General features: G+C 57.6%; 15 protein-coding genes. 7 read left to right on the top strand and 8 right to left on the bottom strand.

The genetic code is table 11. The features are described from left to right. Nucleotides 1-99 precede the first annotated feature (99 nt). Together N4A58_RS17755 and N4A58_RS17750 are read right to left on the bottom strand one after the other, a co-directional pair. A complete protein-coding gene (locus tag N4A58_RS17755; RefSeq protein ID WP_072702500.1) occupies nucleotides 100-300 on the bottom strand; it encodes a CsbD family protein in 201 nt (66 codons plus the stop codon). Nucleotides 301-360: 60 nt separating this feature from the next. Continuing rightward, complete coding sequence (locus N4A58_RS17750; protein ID WP_293712085.1) at nucleotides 361-924, bottom strand: gamma-glutamylcyclotransferase family protein; 564 nt, start codon at nucleotides 922-924, stop codon at nucleotides 361-363. Between the two features lie 145 nt (nucleotides 925-1,069). On the opposite strand from N4A58_RS17750, the gene trxC reads away from it, so the two are divergent. Continuing rightward, nucleotides 1,070-1,519: a thioredoxin TrxC gene (gene trxC / locus N4A58_RS17745; RefSeq protein WP_293712082.1), complete on the top strand. Its 450-nt coding sequence runs from the start codon at nucleotides 1,070-1,072 to the stop codon at nucleotides 1,517-1,519. 2 nt (nucleotides 1,520-1,521) lie between these two features. Here the strand turns inward: trxC and N4A58_RS17740 are convergent, their stop codons facing one another. Then, complete coding sequence (locus N4A58_RS17740) at nucleotides 1,522-4,038, bottom strand: FtsX-like permease family protein (protein WP_293712079.1); 2,517 nt, start codon at nucleotides 4,036-4,038, stop codon at nucleotides 1,522-1,524. Further along, entirely contained in the window at nucleotides 4,035-4,721 is a 687-nt protein-coding gene (locus N4A58_RS17735; RefSeq protein WP_293712076.1) for an ABC transporter ATP-binding protein, read from the bottom strand. Before N4A58_RS17735 ends, N4A58_RS17740 begins: the two co-directional genes overlap by 4 nt. Here N4A58_RS17735 and N4A58_RS17730 point away from each other — a divergent pair. Next, nucleotides 4,720-5,415, top strand: a complete 696-nt coding sequence (locus N4A58_RS17730) for an arylesterase (RefSeq protein ID WP_293712073.1) — start codon at nucleotides 4,720-4,722, stop codon at nucleotides 5,413-5,415. The two genes, N4A58_RS17735 and N4A58_RS17730, sit on opposite strands and share 2 nt — an antisense overlap. On the opposite strand, the gene N4A58_RS17725 is transcribed toward N4A58_RS17730, so the two are convergent. After that, nucleotides 5,416-5,808 (bottom strand): H-type lectin domain-containing protein, encoded by a 393-nt coding sequence (locus tag N4A58_RS17725; RefSeq protein WP_083595525.1) that lies wholly within the window; start codon nucleotides 5,806-5,808, stop codon nucleotides 5,416-5,418. A gap of 131 nt (nucleotides 5,809-5,939) precedes the next feature. Continuing rightward, nucleotides 5,940-7,607: an energy-dependent translational throttle protein EttA gene (gene ettA / locus N4A58_RS17720; protein WP_293712068.1), complete on the bottom strand. Its 1,668-nt coding sequence runs from the start codon at nucleotides 7,605-7,607 to the stop codon at nucleotides 5,940-5,942. Between the two features lie 188 nt (nucleotides 7,608-7,795). On the opposite strand from ettA, the gene N4A58_RS17715 reads away from it, so the two are divergent. After that, nucleotides 7,796-8,398: a nicotinate-nucleotide adenylyltransferase gene (locus N4A58_RS17715; RefSeq protein ID WP_293712065.1), complete on the top strand. Its 603-nt coding sequence runs from the start codon at nucleotides 7,796-7,798 to the stop codon at nucleotides 8,396-8,398. A 92-nt stretch (nucleotides 8,399-8,490) separates the two neighbouring features. After that, nucleotides 8,491-9,987 (top strand): D-alanyl-D-alanine carboxypeptidase/D-alanyl-D-alanine-endopeptidase, encoded by a 1,497-nt coding sequence (gene dacB, locus N4A58_RS17710; RefSeq protein WP_293712062.1) that lies wholly within the window; start codon nucleotides 8,491-8,493, stop codon nucleotides 9,985-9,987. On the opposite strand, the gene N4A58_RS17705 is transcribed toward dacB, so the two are convergent. Beyond that, entirely contained in the window at nucleotides 9,988-10,413 is a 426-nt protein-coding gene (locus N4A58_RS17705; protein WP_072702477.1) for a tellurite resistance TerB family protein, read from the bottom strand. Between the two features lie 117 nt (nucleotides 10,414-10,530). Here N4A58_RS17705 and N4A58_RS17700 point away from each other — a divergent pair, with 117 nt between their 5' ends. From N4A58_RS17700 to N4A58_RS17690, 3 genes are all read left to right on the top strand, one after another. Beyond that, the gene (locus N4A58_RS17700) at nucleotides 10,531-12,108 is read left to right on the top strand and encodes a lysine--tRNA ligase (protein ID WP_293712060.1); all 1,578 of its coding nucleotides are present in this window, start codon (nucleotides 10,531-10,533) and stop codon (nucleotides 12,106-12,108) included. A 57-nt stretch (nucleotides 12,109-12,165) separates the two neighbouring features. Next, nucleotides 12,166-12,567 carry a DUF4864 domain-containing protein gene (locus tag N4A58_RS17695; protein WP_293712058.1) on the top strand — a complete coding sequence of 134 codons (402 nt, stop codon included), beginning with the start codon at nucleotides 12,166-12,168 and terminating at the stop codon, nucleotides 12,565-12,567. Between the two features lie 103 nt (nucleotides 12,568-12,670). After that, entirely contained in the window at nucleotides 12,671-14,962 is a 2,292-nt protein-coding gene (locus N4A58_RS17690) for a glycosyl hydrolase family 28-related protein (protein ID WP_293712056.1), read from the top strand. Here the strand turns inward: N4A58_RS17690 and N4A58_RS17685 are convergent, their stop codons facing one another. Next, nucleotides 14,963-15,847, bottom strand: a complete 885-nt coding sequence (locus tag N4A58_RS17685; RefSeq protein ID WP_293712054.1) for a sulfotransferase — start codon at nucleotides 15,845-15,847, stop codon at nucleotides 14,963-14,965. Nucleotides 15,848-15,902: the final 55 nt, after the last annotated feature.

The following is a 15,902-nucleotide window of genomic DNA, read 5'->3' as shown; positions in this document are numbered from 1 at the left end:
GTTGTTTCGCGTTGCACAGGCCCCGTCAAGGGGCTGCGCACGCACAAAGGGCGGGCCAAACATCTGGCCCGCCCTTTGCGAATTACATTGATCTGAGGCTTAGGCGTTCTCGCTCAGGAAAGCATCCGCTTCCTGTTCCGCCTTCTCTTTGGTCCAGCCGTACTTTTCCTGAAGCTTGCCCACGACTTTGTCGCGCTTGCCTTCCATCTCGGTGACGTCATCATCGGTCATGTCGCCCCACTTCTCTTTGGCGCTACCTTTGAATTGGTCCCATTTACCTTCAACAATATCCCAGTTCATCTCTCAAACTCCTTAAATAACTGATGTTTAGAGAACGCACTGGTCGTGATTTGGTTCCGCCTATTTTTCGATCGAAGCAACGCCAAGAGCGCGAAGTTGCGCATCAACGAAATCAGTCTCTTGGGCGCTTAGAACTCTATGGCGCGGATACTCGGGCGTGTTGCGATCATCCTTGATCGGGGCATCCCAACCATCGGTGGTCTCGAAAAACCGAAGTGCACCAGCCTCGCCGAACTCGCGTAGGTAGCCCTGAATAACCACATCCAGATAGCTCAGCAGAATAGGATGCCGCAGGTCAGGTATCTCGAGCTTTTCAGGAACCGAATAGATTGCCACATCAATGTCGCGCTCAACGGGGTGGGTGACCTGATGGGTCGCAGGCAAACGGTCATAGCCAGCTTCGCGCGCATCCAGAGCCGCCCAATCGCCCCCAGGCACGTGGGCAATAAGCCCATCAATTTCCGTTTTCTCGCAAGGGATTGCGGTTAGAAATGGGGCCGGATGCAATGCCGTGTGCCGCCAAGTCCGGCGCCAGCCAGAGGCTTTGGCGCGGTGGGCGTCCTCGTAGACGTGAGTGGTTCGGTTTACTAGGCTGCCGTAGCCGAAAAAGAATGGATCTGCCATGGCCCGAGAAGTGGGGCTTTGGCACAGAAACGTCAACTCCCGATGCGGCCTTGGTTGCGATGGCGTCCGTTCTCACGCAAGAGGGATTGAAGCTAATCAGTGCGAAATACATATCACTACATGAATATACATATCGGAGGATGGCATGGCACAGAACGATAGACTGACCTGCCTGGATTGCGGTACGCCCAACCGCGTCCCGCCAGAAAAATTGGGTGACACCCCGAAATGCGGGAAGTGCGGCGGCTGGCTGATTACCGGCAAGGTCGCCGAAATCACCCCGTCTACCTTGCAAAAAGCGGCTCAGGACACTGCGCTGCCCTTGGTCGTCGACTTTTGGGCACCGTGGTGCGGTCCCTGCCGCGCGATGGCGCCCCAATTTAGCATGGCGGCAGAACGTCTCAAGGGATCGGTGCGCTTGGCCAAGCTGAATACGGAACAGCATCAGACCGTCAACGGACGCTACAACATCCGCGGTATTCCCGCGATGATCGGATTTCGAAACGGACGCGAGGTGGGGCGACAGGTCGGCGCCCTTCAAATGGCCGGCATTGTTCAATTCGCAAGCGGACTCACCTCGGTCAAAGCGCGCTGACTTTAGTCGCGCGCCCTCAGAACCCCCGCAGGGCGCGCGGCCAATGGCCGCCACGCAAAGGCGAGCCCCGCAATCAGGTTCGCACCGATCCCACCAGCGATAATGATTACGGCAGAGGACCAAATTACCGAGAAATCGGTTTCCATCACGAAATGGCTAACGCTCCAACCCGCTGCGATCCCAGCAATCAGGCCGACCACGCCTGCGGCAGCGCCCATCAGCATGGCGCGCAATGCAAAGCTATTGAGAATTTGCCTTCGGGTCGCGCCAATCGTTTTCAAGATTGCCGCCTCATAGGTCCGACCCCGCTCACCCGCTGCGGACGCGCCAATGAGCACCAAGAAACCCGTGAGCAAGGTCATGCCCGCGCCATATGACGTGGCCGCAGCAATACCAGACATGACCTCTGCAACCCGGTTGATCGCGTCCCTGACGCCGATGGCAGTCACATTCGGATAGGCGGTCGAAATATCGCGCAGAATCGCGCCCTCGGCTTCTTGGGTCGCATAGACCGTCGCGATGTGGGTATGCGGCGCGCCTGAAAGCGCTGCCGGGTTCATCGTTAAGACAAAGCCGATTCCCGCCGTCGAAAAGTCGACGTCGCGAAAACTGGTGATCGTGCCTGTGATATCACGTCCCAGGACGTTCACAGTCAGGGTATCGCCAAGGGATAGCCCCAATTCCTCGGCCTCTTCGGCTGCGAACGAAATTTGTGGATCGCCGGTGTAATCTTCGGGCCAAAAGCTGCCTTGGGTAACGGTTGTGCGGCTGTCCGGCTTTGCTGCATATGTGATCCCGCGATCCCCTCGCACCACCCAGTGGTCAGGGGCGACTTCGCGGGCAGGGATGCCATTAATTTGCGTAATCACGCCGCGCAGCATCGGCGCTGTATCCACACGGCTTACAGCCGGATCATTGGTGACGCGCTCCATGAACCCATCAAGCTGATCGGGCTGGATATCCACGAAAAAGTAGCTTGGGGCCACATCGGGAAGATCTCGTGAAATCGCGTTACGCAGGTTTCCGTCGATTTGCCCAACGGCAGCCAGCACTGACAACCCCAAACCCAAGGACAGAATGACAGCTCCGGTCTCTTGTTGCGGGCCACCAACCGCTGCGAGAGCCCAGCGTAATGGACCAGTTTGACGTCGGCGGTGGCTGGCCCCACGTGCTAATTTTCGCGTTCCAGCCGCAGCCAAAGCCAGCACGAACAGAGCGCCCGCGATACCGACAGCCGTCCACACAGTAAGTACCGCCGCTGCAGAAAAGGCGACCGCAGCGCCGACCAAAGCCGCCAGTAGAAGTGCCGCAGCAATAACATATGGAACTCGTGGTAGTAATTTCGCACTCGCCATCGCGTCACGGAAAAGGGTTGCGGGACGGACCTCTTCGGTTCGGGCGAGGGGCCAGAGCGTAAACAGAAGCGCAGCGAGGGTGCCGTAAAGAGCAGCCTCAATCAAGGGTGGCCAATAGATTGAGAAAACGGCCGGAATAGGAAGGCTCTCTGCAATCAGCGGCGCGAGCAAAAGTGGCAAGCCCGCCCCTAGAATGAGGCCAAGCGTAATGCCAACTGCGCTCAGAATCGCAATTTGCAGAAAGTAGGTTAAGAAGATCGTACGCCGGCTCGCCCCGAGAGTCCTGAGCGTGGCTATGACGCCGGTTTTCCCTGCCAAGTAGGCCCTGACTGCAGCCGAGACACCGACCCCACCAACCGCGAGCCCCGACAGGCCGACGATCACCAAAAATGAACTGAGCCGGTCTACAAATCGCGAGACGCCGGGCGCGCCATCGCGGGAGTCCCGCCAACGAATGCCTGCACCAGAAAATGTGTCTTCGGCCATTTCGCGTGTGGCGTCCAAATCGGTGCCCTCGGGCAGCAGCAGCCGGTAGTCGGTTTCATAAATCGAACCGGGGGTAAGCAGACCCGACGCAGCCAAATCCTGTGTCCTGACGATGGTGCGCGGGCCAAGGCCAAAGCCAGCCCCCGCATCATCAGGCTCTCTAACCAATTCTGCCATCAAGACAAATTCTTGATCGCCCAATAGAAAATTGTCTCCGACCTGCAGGCCAAGTCGATCAATCAGAGCAGGCGCCATTATCCCGCCTGGTAGAGAGCCATTGCCAGCCAAGGCAACTTCAAGTGGCATGGAAGGTGAGAGCTGGACCGCGCCAACCAGCGGATAGGCGCTGTCGACGGCCTTCACCTGCGTCAGGCCGCGTTCCTCGCCCGCAACAGCCATCGATCTGAAATCGACGATCGCGGATAGGGCTTCAGACACACTCTCCATCCACGCCAGTTCATCTGCACTGGCAGAGCGGTAGGTCAGTTCAATCTCAGCGTCACCGCCCAAAAGTGCCGCGCCTTCGGAGGAAATCCCTTGGTTGATGGCACTGCGGACAGTGCCGACCGCTGCGATTGCTGCGACCCCGAGCGCCAAACACGCTAGAAAAATGTAAAAACCGCGCAATCCGCCGCGCAGTTCTCGAAACGCGAAACGAAGAGGTAAGGGGAGGCTCATGCAGCCTGCTCCGTCCGAACAATCTTGCCATCGGTGAGGCGAAGCTGACGGTCACAGCGCCCTGCCAATTCCGGCGCATGGGTCACAAGGATCAGGGTCGCGCCATGACGATCGCGCAAGTCGAAGAGAAGTTTGATTACGGCATCACCGTTGGCGCCATCCAGATTGCCTGTTGGCTCATCGGCCAATAGAATTTTCGGGCGGGTTGCGACAGCGCGGGCAAGCGCGACACGCTGCTGCTCTCCGCCTGACATTTGACCAGGATAGTGGCCAGAGCGGTGGCCAAGTCCGACGGCCTCGAGTTCTGCAGCGGCGCGAGTCATTGCGTCAGCAACCCCAGCCAACTCTAGCGGGGTCGCAACATTCTCTAGCGCTGTCATGGTTGGGATGAGGTGAAAGGATTGGAACACAACGCCCATGTGATCGCGCCGAAACCGTGCAAGGCGATCTTCGTTCATAGCGGTCAGATCTTCGCCCAAACAGGTTATCTTGCCCTCCGTTGCCCGCTCCAGACCGCCAAGAAGCATCAGCAACGACGACTTGCCCGAGCCCGATGGTCCGACCAACGCTAGAGACTCACCTTTTTCGACCTCAAGAGAGATGTCTTGCAGGATTGTGACCGGACCAGCATTGCCATCCAGCGTCAAACTCACATCTTTGAGGGAAAGAACGGAGGTACTCATGTCAGCGCAAATCCTTTCAGGCATATCGGTTGGATATGGGGCCTTTCGCAACGGCAGCAAGAGTTTGGTCGCAGCTTTGGCTGTTTGCGTGTGCACAACCACGTCCGCGCTTGCCGCCGAAGTCACTATTGCCGCTCTGGGTGACAGCCTAACCCAAGGCTATGGTCTGCCGCAGGGCGAGGGCTTTGTCCCACAATTGCAGGACTGGCTGACCGCGCGTGGCGAGGATGTCGAGGTTTTGAACGCTGGAGTATCGGGCGACACCACTGCAGGAGGGCTCTCCCGCGTGGACTGGACGCTGACCGATGACGTCGACGCGATGATCGTGGCGTTGGGCGGCAACGATTTGCTGCGCGGGATCGATCCTGCTGTCAGTCGCGCAAACCTAGAGGGGATCCTGGTGGCCGCCGAGGAAAGGGGCGTGGAGGTCCTGCTGGTCGGCATGACAGCCACTTCTAATTACGGCACTGCCTACAAAGAGGCTTTCGAGTCCATGTACCCTGAGCTGGCAGAGGCGCACGACACCCTCTATTATCACAGCTTTTTCGATGCGCTTACCGAAGATGGCATCATCGAAGAAAACATCCGCACCTACATGCAGCCAGACGGCATCCATCCCAATGCCGAGGGCGTGGCCAAGATCGTCGCCGATCTTGGTCCCTATGTGGTTGAATTAGCGAACAAAGCCCGCTGATTAATCCTTGGCTTTAGCGGCGATTGGGCCCCGCGCTTTGCCCACCGCAATGCCGTGCGCGGACCACGATACACCAGCACGCGCGATCCGCGTGTTGTCCCATGTGTCAAACAGAAGGGTGAAGCCTTCGGCGGTAATCTCGGTGCAGCGGATGTTAAATCGCAGGTTTTCTGACTGGGAACTGTCCATCCCAGATAGGCCCGCCGACACAACAGGCGGCGCGGCAAATGGCTGATCAAAGGTGAAATCCCAACGCACCTGACGGGCGCCGTCACCGCTCCACATATATTCGTTGGTGTCGCAGTGGTTGAATAACTCATCTTGGGCAGAGATGGCCTGGAACGCGCCAGGGATCATCGTGATTTGCTGAACAAATCTGGACGACGCAAGCATCGCAAACTCCGGAAAACTGATAACAATACAGAAACAGATTGCTTCAGACGGGCGCTCTGTTCAACCCATGCAAAACCGGAGATGCTTTGCAGCACCTCCGGTTCGCGTTTTTTTGCCGAAAATGTCGCGGATCAGCGCGAGAACTTTTTGTGTTTGATGCGCTTGGGCTCCAGCGCGTCAGGCCCTAGGCGACGTTTCTTGTCTTCTTCGTAGTCTTCGAAGTTACCTTCGAACCATTCAACGTGGGCTTCGCCCTCGAACGCCAGAATGTGGGTACAAATCCGGTCAAGGAAGAAACGGTCGTGAGAAATAACAACCGCACAGCCAGCGAAATCAACCAGCGCATCTTCGAGAGCACGCAGGGTTTCCACGTCCAGGTCGTTGGTCGGTTCGTCGAGCAGCAGAACGTTGCCGCCCTCTTTCAGCAGGCGAGCCATGTGGACGCGGTTGCGTTCACCACCCGAGAGCAGGCCGACTTTCTTCTGCTGATCACCGCCCTTGAAGTTGAAGGACGAGCAGTACGCGCGGCTGTTCACCGAGGCATCCCCCAGTTCAATCAGCTCTGCACCACCAGAGATGGCTTCCCACACGGTGTCATCGGCGTTCAGATCGTCACGCGACTGGTCCACGTAGGACAATTTAACCGTGTCACCATAGGTCACCGAACCGCTGTCGGGCTGCTCCTGACCGGTCAGCATTTTGAACAGGGTCGATTTACCGGCGCCGTTCGGACCGATCACACCAACAATGCCACCCGGCGGCAGCGAGAAGTTCAGACCTTCGACCAGCAGCTTATCGCCATAGGCTTTCTGAATGTTCTCGACCTCGATAACCTTGGAACCGAGACGGGGACCGTTCGGGATGACGATCTGTGCCTTGCCGACCTTTTCACGCTCGGACTGGCTCGCCATTTCGTTATAGGCCGCGATACGCGCTTTGGACTTCGCCTGACGGGCTTTCTGGCCCTGACGCATCCACTCAAGTTCGCGTTCCAGAGTTTTTTGCTTGGCTTTGTCTTCGCGCGCTTCGTGCTCAAGACGTTTGGCTTTCTGCTCGAGCCACGCCGAGTAGTTGCCCTCGTAGGGAATACCGCGGCCGCGATCGAGTTCCAGAATCCAGCCAGTGATGTCATCTAGGAAATAACGGTCGTGAGTGACGCAGAGGATGGTACCTTTGTAGTCGATCAGGTGCTGCTGCAACCACGCGATGGTTTCCGCATCAAGGTGGTTGGTCGGTTCGTCGAGCAGCAGCATATCGGGCGCTTCGAGCAGCAGTTTGCACAGCGCAACGCGGCGCTTTTCACCGCCAGATAGCTTGGACACGTCCGCGTCATCGGGCGGGCAGCGCAGGGCTTCCATAGCGACGTCAATCTGGCTGTCCAGTTCCCACAGGTTTTCTGCGTCGATCTGGTCCTGCAGGACGGTCATCTCTTCCATCAGCTCGTCGGTGTAATCCTCGGCGATCTGCATGGCGATCTCGTTGAACCGGTCGATCTTGCCCTTCTTCTCGGCCACGGCGAGCATAACGTTCTCACGTACGCTCAGCGACTCGTCCAGCTTGGGCTCCTGCGGCAGATAGCCAACGCGCGCACCTTCGGCCGCCCAAGCTTCACCGCTGAAATCCTTGTCGATGCCGGCCATGATGCGCAGCAAGGTCGATTTACCGGCGCCGTTGACGCCAACCACACCGATCTTCACGCCGGGCAGGAACGAGAGGCGGATGTTTTCAAAGCACTTCTTGCCACCGGGATAGGTCTTGGACACGCCGTCCATGTGGTAGACGTATTGATAGGATGCCATGGGCTTCCGCTCCTTGCAGGTAATCTGGGGTTTGGGCGCGAGTCATATCCAAGGGGCCGCGCAGGAGCAATCAAAGAAAGCTGTTGCGGAGCGGCAATTCGATGGGACCAAACTGTGACCGTTGTCCGCGTGGCTTGACACTCTACGCTTAGCTCGGGTTTATGAGCCGGTTTTTGACGGAAGCGTATATGCCTTACAATTTGCCTTATGTTGCGCCCGGTCAGGTGATCGGATTGCTTGGCGGGTCTTTTGATCCGCCGCATGAGGGGCATGCACAAATTACGCGAGAGGCCCTGAAACGCTTTGGGCTGGATCAGGTCTGGTGGCTGGTGAGTCCAGGCAACCCGTTGAAAGCAAAAGGGCCTGCGCCCATCGCGGACCGCGTAGCAGCGGCCCGGAGCCTTATGGACCACCCGCGGATCCAGATATCCGACTTCGAGGCGCAGATCGGCACCCGTTATACCGCCGAAACTTTGAAGCGCCTGCAAACTCTGCTGCCCCAAGCGCGGTTTGTCTGGCTCATGGGTGCAGATAATCTGGCGGGGTTCCATCGTTGGGATCGCTGGCAAGACATCATGAAGATGGTTCCTGTCGGCGTTCTGGCCCGTCCCGGCGACCGTATGTCCGCCCGTTTCAGCAAAACGGCACGGGTGTTCGAAAAGGCAAGGCTCGACATGAGCGACAGCCGTCTACTGGGGCAGGGACCCGCGCCGCGTTGGTGTTTTGTGAACATCCCGATGCGTGGCGAATCCTCGACCGAGTTACGCAAATCCGGCAGGTGGCCGCACTAGGCCGCTTCACTTTTTCGTCGGTGTCCGCAAAACTGGCCGGCAAGTGTCACTTTCAGCTTGTCGCCGCAAAACCCTGCGTTTTTAGTGTGCGCATGGTACAGACAATTTCCCGTCGCTTCTTTGTTGGTGCCCTTGGGGCTACCGCGCTTCAGGCCGGAACGGCAAATGCCGCAGGGCTGGTCCAATCTTTGCGCCCGCAAATGCGTCCGGCCGACGCAACCAAAGTGGCGAAGCCCGCAGCCGACGCTCTGCTGGCAGAGTCCGGTATTTCGGGGCAGGTGATTTACGCCGTCGCGGATGCCAAGACCGGTCAGATCCTAGAAGCGCGCGATGTGGCTGGCGGCTTACCCCCTGCCAGCGTTGCGAAATCTGTGACCGCGATCTACGCACTCGAAACATTGGGCGCGGGTTATCGCTTTCATACGCGCGTCATTGCCGTAGGCGCGGTATCGGGCGGCGTCGTCCAAGGCGATCTGGTTCTGGCAGGAGGCGGCGATCCAACATTGGATACAGACGGGCTGGCAGATCTTGCCCAACAGCTAAAGGCCGCAGGTATCCGAGAGGTCACTGGCCGTTTTCTGGTTTATGGAGGCGCGCTCCCCTTCGAGTTGCAGATCGACGACGACCAACCGGATCACGCGGGATACAACCCAACCGTATCGGGGTTGAACCTGAATTATAACCGCGTCCATTTCGAGTGGCGTCGTGCAAACACTGGCTACGCGCTGACTATGGATGCCCGGTCAAACGCATATCGCCCTGATGTGAGCATGGCGAAGATCAGTGTCGTCCAGCGCGACCTCCCTGTTTTTGGCTACAAGGATTTGGGCGGCGCGGATGCTTGGACGGTCGCGAGCGGTGCCTTGGGGAACGGTGGGGCGCGCTGGCTGCCTGTGCGCAAGCCAGAACTCTACGCAGGCGAAGTCTTCCAGACGTTTGCCCGCAGTCAGGGGATCAAACTGCCCGCACCAAAGATCGCACGTGGTGCACCAAGCGGCAGCGTTCTGGCGCAGCTCAGCAGCGCCCCTCTGCGCGACGTGGTTAAGGATTGCTTAAAATACTCAACGAACATCACCGCAGAGGTGGTGGGTCTGACGGCCAGCCTCAAGCGCAATGGCCAAGTGAGGAGCTTGCGCGCATCGGCACGGTTGATGTCAGCTTGGGCCGAAGCGCGTCTAGGGATGAAGGACTGCAAGTTTGTGGATCATTCGGGGCTTGGCGACGCTTCCCGCGTGACGGCATCAAGCCTCGCACAGGCTTATGCGGGGCCCGTTCAGCAAGGGTTGCTGCCGGATTTGATGAAGCCGGTCGCGATCCCGGACAAGAACGGAAAACCAATTCCAACACATCTACTGAAGGTCCATGCCAAGACAGGCACCCTGAACTTTGCAAGTGGTCTTGGTGGTTACATAACAACGGCCGGCGGACGCGATTTGACTTTTGCGATATTTGCCGCCGATCTGCCACGCCGCAACAGCCTGACCGAATACCAAAAAGAAAACCCGCCGGGTGGCAGAGCTTGGAACCGGCGGGCGCGAGCATTGCAAAAGAGCCTGATCCGCCGCTGGGGCGTCGTCTACGACAGCTGACTATTCGGTCATATGGCGCGCACGCGCGCCCCGCTCAATCGCTGCGGCATGAAGGCGGTCAATGTTCAACTCGTAGCGCATTTCCTCTAGCAGGCGAAGTTCCGTCTCATACAGATGGCCGTCCGCAGCCGCCACGTCACAGGCCAGAGCATAAGCTGTTTCGTTCAACTTATTCGGCAACGCCTCGCGGATCAGACCAAAGAGTGCATCCAATCCGTCCTCCTGCTCAAAAAGCTCGAATACCAACTGAGTGATGCGCGGAATGCGATCAGTGTCGTATTCTGCGAACACAGGTAACATGTTGACCGCATTTTGAATTTCCACCAGCTCAGCGGTGCGCATATTCTCGTCCGAGGCCGAAATCGCAACCATGGTCGCCACGAGGGCGTCCTGAGGGCTGATAATGTGTTGCACGTCTTCGGTCACGGTCTGTCCTTTCAAATTCGGCCTCGTCACCAGAGAATATTGACGCCTGATCCCCCTCGCAATAGGGAGGGCACAATTGCGCGCGACAATGACGCGCTATTGATGGAGTAACGGAAAATGTCTGATCTGCGCGAAGCCGCGATGCGTTCGAAAGCCTGGCCCTTTGAAGAAGCGCGCCGGCTGCTGAAACGCTATGAAAAGGCGCCGCCGGAAAAGGGCTATGTTCTGTTCGAAACCGGCTACGGCCCGTCGGGTCTGCCGCACATCGGCACTTTTGGCGAGGTCGCGCGCACCACGATGATCCGGCGCGCATTCGAGCTGATCAGCGACATTCCGACCCGTCTGATCTGTTTCTCGGACGACATGGACGGCATGCGCAAAGTGCCAGAGAACGTTCCGAACCAAGAGCTGCTTCACGCGAACATCCAAAAGCCGCTGACTGCCGTCCCCGACCCGTTCGAGGAGTTCGACAGCTTTGGCGCACACAACAACGCGATGCTGCGCCGTTTCCTCGACACGTTTGGTTTTGACTACGAATTCTATTCGGCGACCGAGTTTTACAAGTCTGGTCAGTTCGACGAGATCCTACTGCGCGCCGCTGAGAAGTACGACGACCTGATGAAGATCATGCTGAAGTCTCTGCGCGAAGAGCGTGCTGCGACATACTCGATCTTCTTGCCGATCCACCCTGAAACCGGCCGCGTGCTGTACGTGCCGATGAAAAATGTGGACGCAGCAAATGGCACCGTGACGTTCGATGACGAAGATGGGAAAGAGTGGACCCTGCCAGTCACCGGCGGCAACGTGAAGCTGCAGTGGAAGCCCGACTTCGGCGCCCGTTGGGCGGCTCTATCCGTTGACTTCGAGATGTACGGCAAGGACCACAGCACCAATACGCCGATCTATGACGGCATCTGTCGGACTCTTGGCGTGCGTCCACCCGAGCACTTCACCTACGAGCTGTTCCTTGACCAGAGCGGAGAAAAAATTTCGAAGTCCAAGGGCAACGGCCTGTCTATCGACGAATGGCTGACCTATGCCTCGACCGAGAGCTTGTCGTACTTCATGTACCAGAAGCCCAAAACCGCAAAGCGTATGCACTTTGACGTGATCCCCAAGGCGATGGACGAGTATCACCAGCAACTGCGCGCCTATGTCGATCAGGACGCAGACAAGCGGGTGAACAACCCAGTGTTCCACATCCACGGCGGCAATGTTCCCGAGTCGAAAATGGTCGTTCCGTTCTCGATGCTGTTGAACCTCGCGTCGGCAGCTGGTGCGCAGGACAAAGAGACCATGTGGGGCTTTATCCGCCGGTACGCGCCTGAAGCGACTGCGGAAACCCATCCCGATCTGGACGCGGCTGCCGGTTTTGCCGTGCGCTATTACAATGATTTCGTGAAGCCCACGAAGACCTTCCGCGCGCCCGACGATCAGGAACGTGCAGCGCTTGAGGATCTGCTGGCTCGTCTGAAGTCCTATGAAGGCGCGAACGACGCTGAAGAGCTGCAAAGCCTCGTGTTCGCGGTTGGCAAAGAGCACAACTTCGAGAACCTCCGCGACTGGTTCAAGGCGATCTACGAAGTGCTGCTGGGTCAAAGCCAAGGCCCGCGGTTTGGTGGTTTTATAGCCCTGTATGGCCTGAACGAAACCGCTTCTTTGATCGAACAGGGCCTCGCGGGCGATCTCGGCTAGTACTGGCTGAAACCAAATGGCGCGCTATCTCGTCTATCAGAGGAGAGGAGGCGTGCCATGAAAACACTCACGCTTGCGGCGGCACTCTGGCTAGGACTGGCCATGGGTGCGGTCGCGCAATCAGACGACATCCGTCAAACCATCCGCAGCCAGTTGGACGCGTTCAAGTCCGACGATTTTGCGACGGCGTATGACTACGCCAGCCCCACCATCAAGAATGTGTTCCGCAATCCCGAGATGTTCGGGCACATGGTGCAGCATGGCTATCCCATGGTTTGGCGCCCCGGAGCCGTGGTCTTCTTGGACATTGAAGAGCGCGACGGACGAGTTTTCCAACCCGTCATGATCGAAGACAGATCTGGTAAGGTGCACGTGCTGGAATACAAGATGATCCAGATTGAAAACGAATGGCAAATCGACGGCGTTCGCCTGCTGGACTCTGACGGCGCGATCGCCTGAACCTCTAAGCGTGCGCTGCCGCAAGTTCGGGTTAAGACGCCGTTGATACTTCCCTTTGACCAAAGCGCGCGAGTTGCGCGCCCTGCGGAAAAAGGGAAAACACATGACGATTGCCTACATGACGCCCGACGAGTTGATGCCCGTTGCTTTTTCGGACGGTCTTTTCAACTGGTCTTCTGGCGATGGCCTAAGCAGCAATGATACGCTCGAAAGCGTCGGAGGCATCGCGCTTGTGCCCGGTGATGGGGACTTCGGCAGCTGTCTCGAGATTGTGAAGACTTCAAGCACGCAGCGGGTTCGTTGTCTCGTTCCGACCGACATGGCCGCTGGCCGATATCTGCGCATCCGCATCCGGGTCAAAGCGATTTCTGGCACCTTGCCCGAAGTGCGCGTAGCGGGCACCCCTGTGGATAGGGCTGGCACCGCGATTGCAGGGCTGACCGCGATTGGCCCTTCGAAAGCACTGAACGAGTACGGCCACATCACGGAGATCAGTGGGATTGTCGGAACGGGCAGCCGCGCTGGAGTTGACATGGTTTGGGGCATGGGGGCTGTCAAAGGTCAGTTTGGCTTCGACCTGACTGGCGGGAACGGTGGTGTTGTACGGATTGACGACGTTATCATAGAAGACGCGACAGCGCTGTTCCTGCCACAGCTTGTCGGCGCAGTTGATGTCCGTGATTTTGGTGCTGTCGGCGATGGCACGACAGACGATACCCCCGCGTTTCTGGCGGCTGATGATGCAGCCGAGGGCCGAGCGGTTTACGTTTCACCGGGTACATATTGGCTCGGCGATAGCGTGACGATCAAAAGCCCTGTCCGCATTGCGGGCCAAATCACTATGCCCACCGACGCAATTCTGATCCTACAGCGCGATCTGGACCTTCCGACCTACGCTGACGCTTTTGGATCCGAAGCACAGGGCTTTGCCAAAGCTTTTCAAGCACTTCTTAACAGTGGCTCTCACGACAGCTTGGACCTTGGCGGCCGAAGCGTTCAATTGACAGAGCCGCTCGATATGCAAGCAGCCGTACCCAATCGTGACAGCTACGCGACGCGCCGAGTGATCAAGAACGGGCAGATTGAAGCCGCCAATTCCCCGGATTGGGACGATGAGGTTCTGACCTCGATCGCCACCTATGATCCCGATAACGCATACTTTCTAGAAAGCGTTGAGAATGTTGCGAATATTCCCGTCGGGGCGTTGGTCGAAGGTGTCGGTGTCGGACGCGAGGTCTACGTCCGCTCGGTTGATGTGGCCGCAAACACCGTTCGGCTAAACTGCCCGCTCTACGATGCTGAGGGCACACAGAATTTTACATTCCGGCGGTATAAATACCTGCTCGATTTCAGCGGTTTTGGCAATCTGGCAAAGTTCAGCCTGTCGGATATTGAGTTTCGCTGTAACGGACGTGCGAGCGGATTGATGATCGCGCCTGCGGGCATTGGATTGCACATACGGGATTGTGTGTTCACCCGTCCGAAGAACCGCGCATTAACCTCGCCCGGCGAGGGATGTCAGGGCATGATGGTGGACCGTTGCCAATTTCTGTCGGACGAAAGCCCTCTGACCGTGCCTGAACGCATCAGCATCGCGATGAACGCAACTGGCAACGATGTGAAGGTTCGCGACAATCGCTTCGTGCATTTCAAGCACAGCATTGTACTAGCGGGTGCTGGCAACATGATCTCTGGCAATCACTGGTTCCAAGGGGACAGCGCGTCGAACGGCATCCGCTCTGCCGGACTGATCCTGAGTAAGACCAACTGCAAAACTACGATCACAGGCAACTATATCGACAACAACTACATCCTATGGGCCAACGAGCACGATCAAGCGCCTGAACAAAGCGACGAGTTTTCCTTTGGTGGCCTGACCATCAACGGCAACATCTTTACCGTCAATGACGTGTCCACTGCGTTCCGTTTTCTGATCCTGCGGCCACATGGGATCGGTCATTTCCTGAATGGTCTCACCATGGGCAACAACGTCTTTCGCGCGCTGAATGGCAACATTGATCGGGTCGAGGAAATTGACACGACCTTTGCCACGCTGGAACTCGACCGCACCTACAACGTGATGGTCCAAGGAAACGCCTTCAACGCTGTGACCGCGCAAATCCGCAACCCACTCGTTATCAAGGCCGATCAAAATACGGCTGCAGAAACGTGGACCGTCGACTGTGGGGAGAATCTGCCGTTCAAAGGCCGTGCGCGATCTGTCGAAGGAGTGATCGCTGAGGGGCCCCTTAAGACGTCGGGAGGTACGGTGTCGTGGGCGACGCCCTACAGCCAAACCGAGCAAGGTGCCGACGGAGACAAGATCAAACTGGTCTGGCCCACAGCGCTCAAAGGGCGCGTGACATTGACCACGCGCGTCGATGCGCCGATCTAATTAAGTCGAAAATTGCTCAACCCTGTCCCGCCACTTGCGGGGCAGGGTGCCCATTTTCTCGCGGACGGCCTCGTATTGCGGGCGCAGGATTACAAACGCAGCGCGTTCCTGTTCCGCCGTCATTTTCAGCGACTTGCCTTCATGGTGCTTGACCGACAGATCAGCGGGCACATAGTCCAGACCAGCGAACGCACAAATCCGCTCCAGCCCATCCTTCTCAAAAATGTCCTCATAGAACACTGCCAGAAATTTACCCTCGGGCAAGGTGCTCGCGCGCTCTAGGGCCGTGGCATAGTCACCCCGCGCTCGCATTTCTGGCAAATCACCATCCAAAGCCGACTGCAGCATCTCTGCGCAGTGCACATCAAACGGCTTCTTTTTCTTTGCCTTTTCGGCGTTCATTCGCACGTGACTCCATAACCGCGCCACCGGATCCCGCATTAGGTAAAGAAAGCGGACATCGTCAGTCAGGCCGATCATCCGGCGATACACTTCTTCGGGCTGAATTCCGTAGGACGGGGTGATATCAGCCACAACCGGCTTACCCTGACGGCCAGCCTTGAGGAAACACAGATAGGCGTAGTCGCGATCTTCGTCGTCTTCGTTTAGAACCAGCAACCAATCCAACGCATCATCGAAACGCTCGCGGACCCGCGCTCGCATCCCGCCTTTGGCTATCTCCGCACGGCGCCCAAGCTCTTCGGCTTTGCGGGCGACCTTTTGGCGCTCTTTCTCCAAGCCTTCGGGGTCAAGATTGTCAAAGTAATGCAACTCTTTTCGCGACCGCACATGGCATTGAGGATGATCAGCAAGATAATGGTAGAGCCACGTCGTGCCCGACTTGGTGGCCCCCAGACCGATCAAAACCGTAGGTTGTTTGCGCATGCGGTGCCCGTTCTGCTTTTGCTTCTACTCTATTGCAAAACGGCATTAGGTCAAA

Source organism: Donghicola sp., from assembly GCF_025210255.1.
Taxonomy (GTDB): Bacteria; Pseudomonadota; Alphaproteobacteria; order Rhodobacterales; family Rhodobacteraceae; genus Donghicola; species Donghicola eburneus.
Note: the sequence above shows the minus strand (reverse complement) of the source record. Positions and strands in the feature narration are given on the sequence as shown.

What these genes read in the sequence shown, in the direction of transcription:
- N4A58_RS17755 (WP_072702500.1), bottom strand. Translation starts at nt 300, where the DNA reads ATGAACTGGGATATTGTTGAAGGTAAATGGGACCAATTCAAAGGTAGC.
- N4A58_RS17750 (WP_293712085.1), bottom strand. Translation starts at nt 924, where the DNA reads ATGGCAGATCCATTCTTTTTCGGCTACGGCAGCCTAGTAAACCGAACC.
- trxC (WP_293712082.1), top strand. Translation starts at nt 1,070, where the DNA reads ATGGCACAGAACGATAGACTGACCTGCCTGGATTGCGGTACGCCCAAC.
- N4A58_RS17740 (WP_293712079.1), bottom strand. Translation starts at nt 4,038, where the DNA reads ATGAGCCTCCCCTTACCTCTTCGTTTCGCGTTTCGAGAACTGCGCGGC.
- N4A58_RS17730 (WP_293712073.1), top strand. Translation starts at nt 4,720, where the DNA reads ATGTCAGCGCAAATCCTTTCAGGCATATCGGTTGGATATGGGGCCTTT.
- N4A58_RS17735 (WP_293712076.1), bottom strand. Translation starts at nt 4,721, where the DNA reads ATGAGTACCTCCGTTCTTTCCCTCAAAGATGTGAGTTTGACGCTGGAT.
- N4A58_RS17725 (WP_083595525.1), bottom strand. Translation starts at nt 5,808, where the DNA reads ATGCTTGCGTCGTCCAGATTTGTTCAGCAAATCACGATGATCCCTGGC.
- ettA (WP_293712068.1), bottom strand. Translation starts at nt 7,607, where the DNA reads ATGGCATCCTATCAATACGTCTACCACATGGACGGCGTGTCCAAGACC.
- N4A58_RS17715 (WP_293712065.1), top strand. Translation starts at nt 7,796, where the DNA reads ATGCCTTACAATTTGCCTTATGTTGCGCCCGGTCAGGTGATCGGATTG.
- dacB (WP_293712062.1), top strand. Translation starts at nt 8,491, where the DNA reads ATGGTACAGACAATTTCCCGTCGCTTCTTTGTTGGTGCCCTTGGGGCT.
- N4A58_RS17700 (WP_293712060.1), top strand. Translation starts at nt 10,531, where the DNA reads ATGTCTGATCTGCGCGAAGCCGCGATGCGTTCGAAAGCCTGGCCCTTT.
- N4A58_RS17695 (WP_293712058.1), top strand. Translation starts at nt 12,166, where the DNA reads ATGAAAACACTCACGCTTGCGGCGGCACTCTGGCTAGGACTGGCCATG.
- N4A58_RS17690 (WP_293712056.1), top strand. Translation starts at nt 12,671, where the DNA reads ATGACGATTGCCTACATGACGCCCGACGAGTTGATGCCCGTTGCTTTT.
- N4A58_RS17685 (WP_293712054.1), bottom strand. Translation starts at nt 15,847, where the DNA reads ATGCGCAAACAACCTACGGTTTTGATCGGTCTGGGGGCCACCAAGTCG.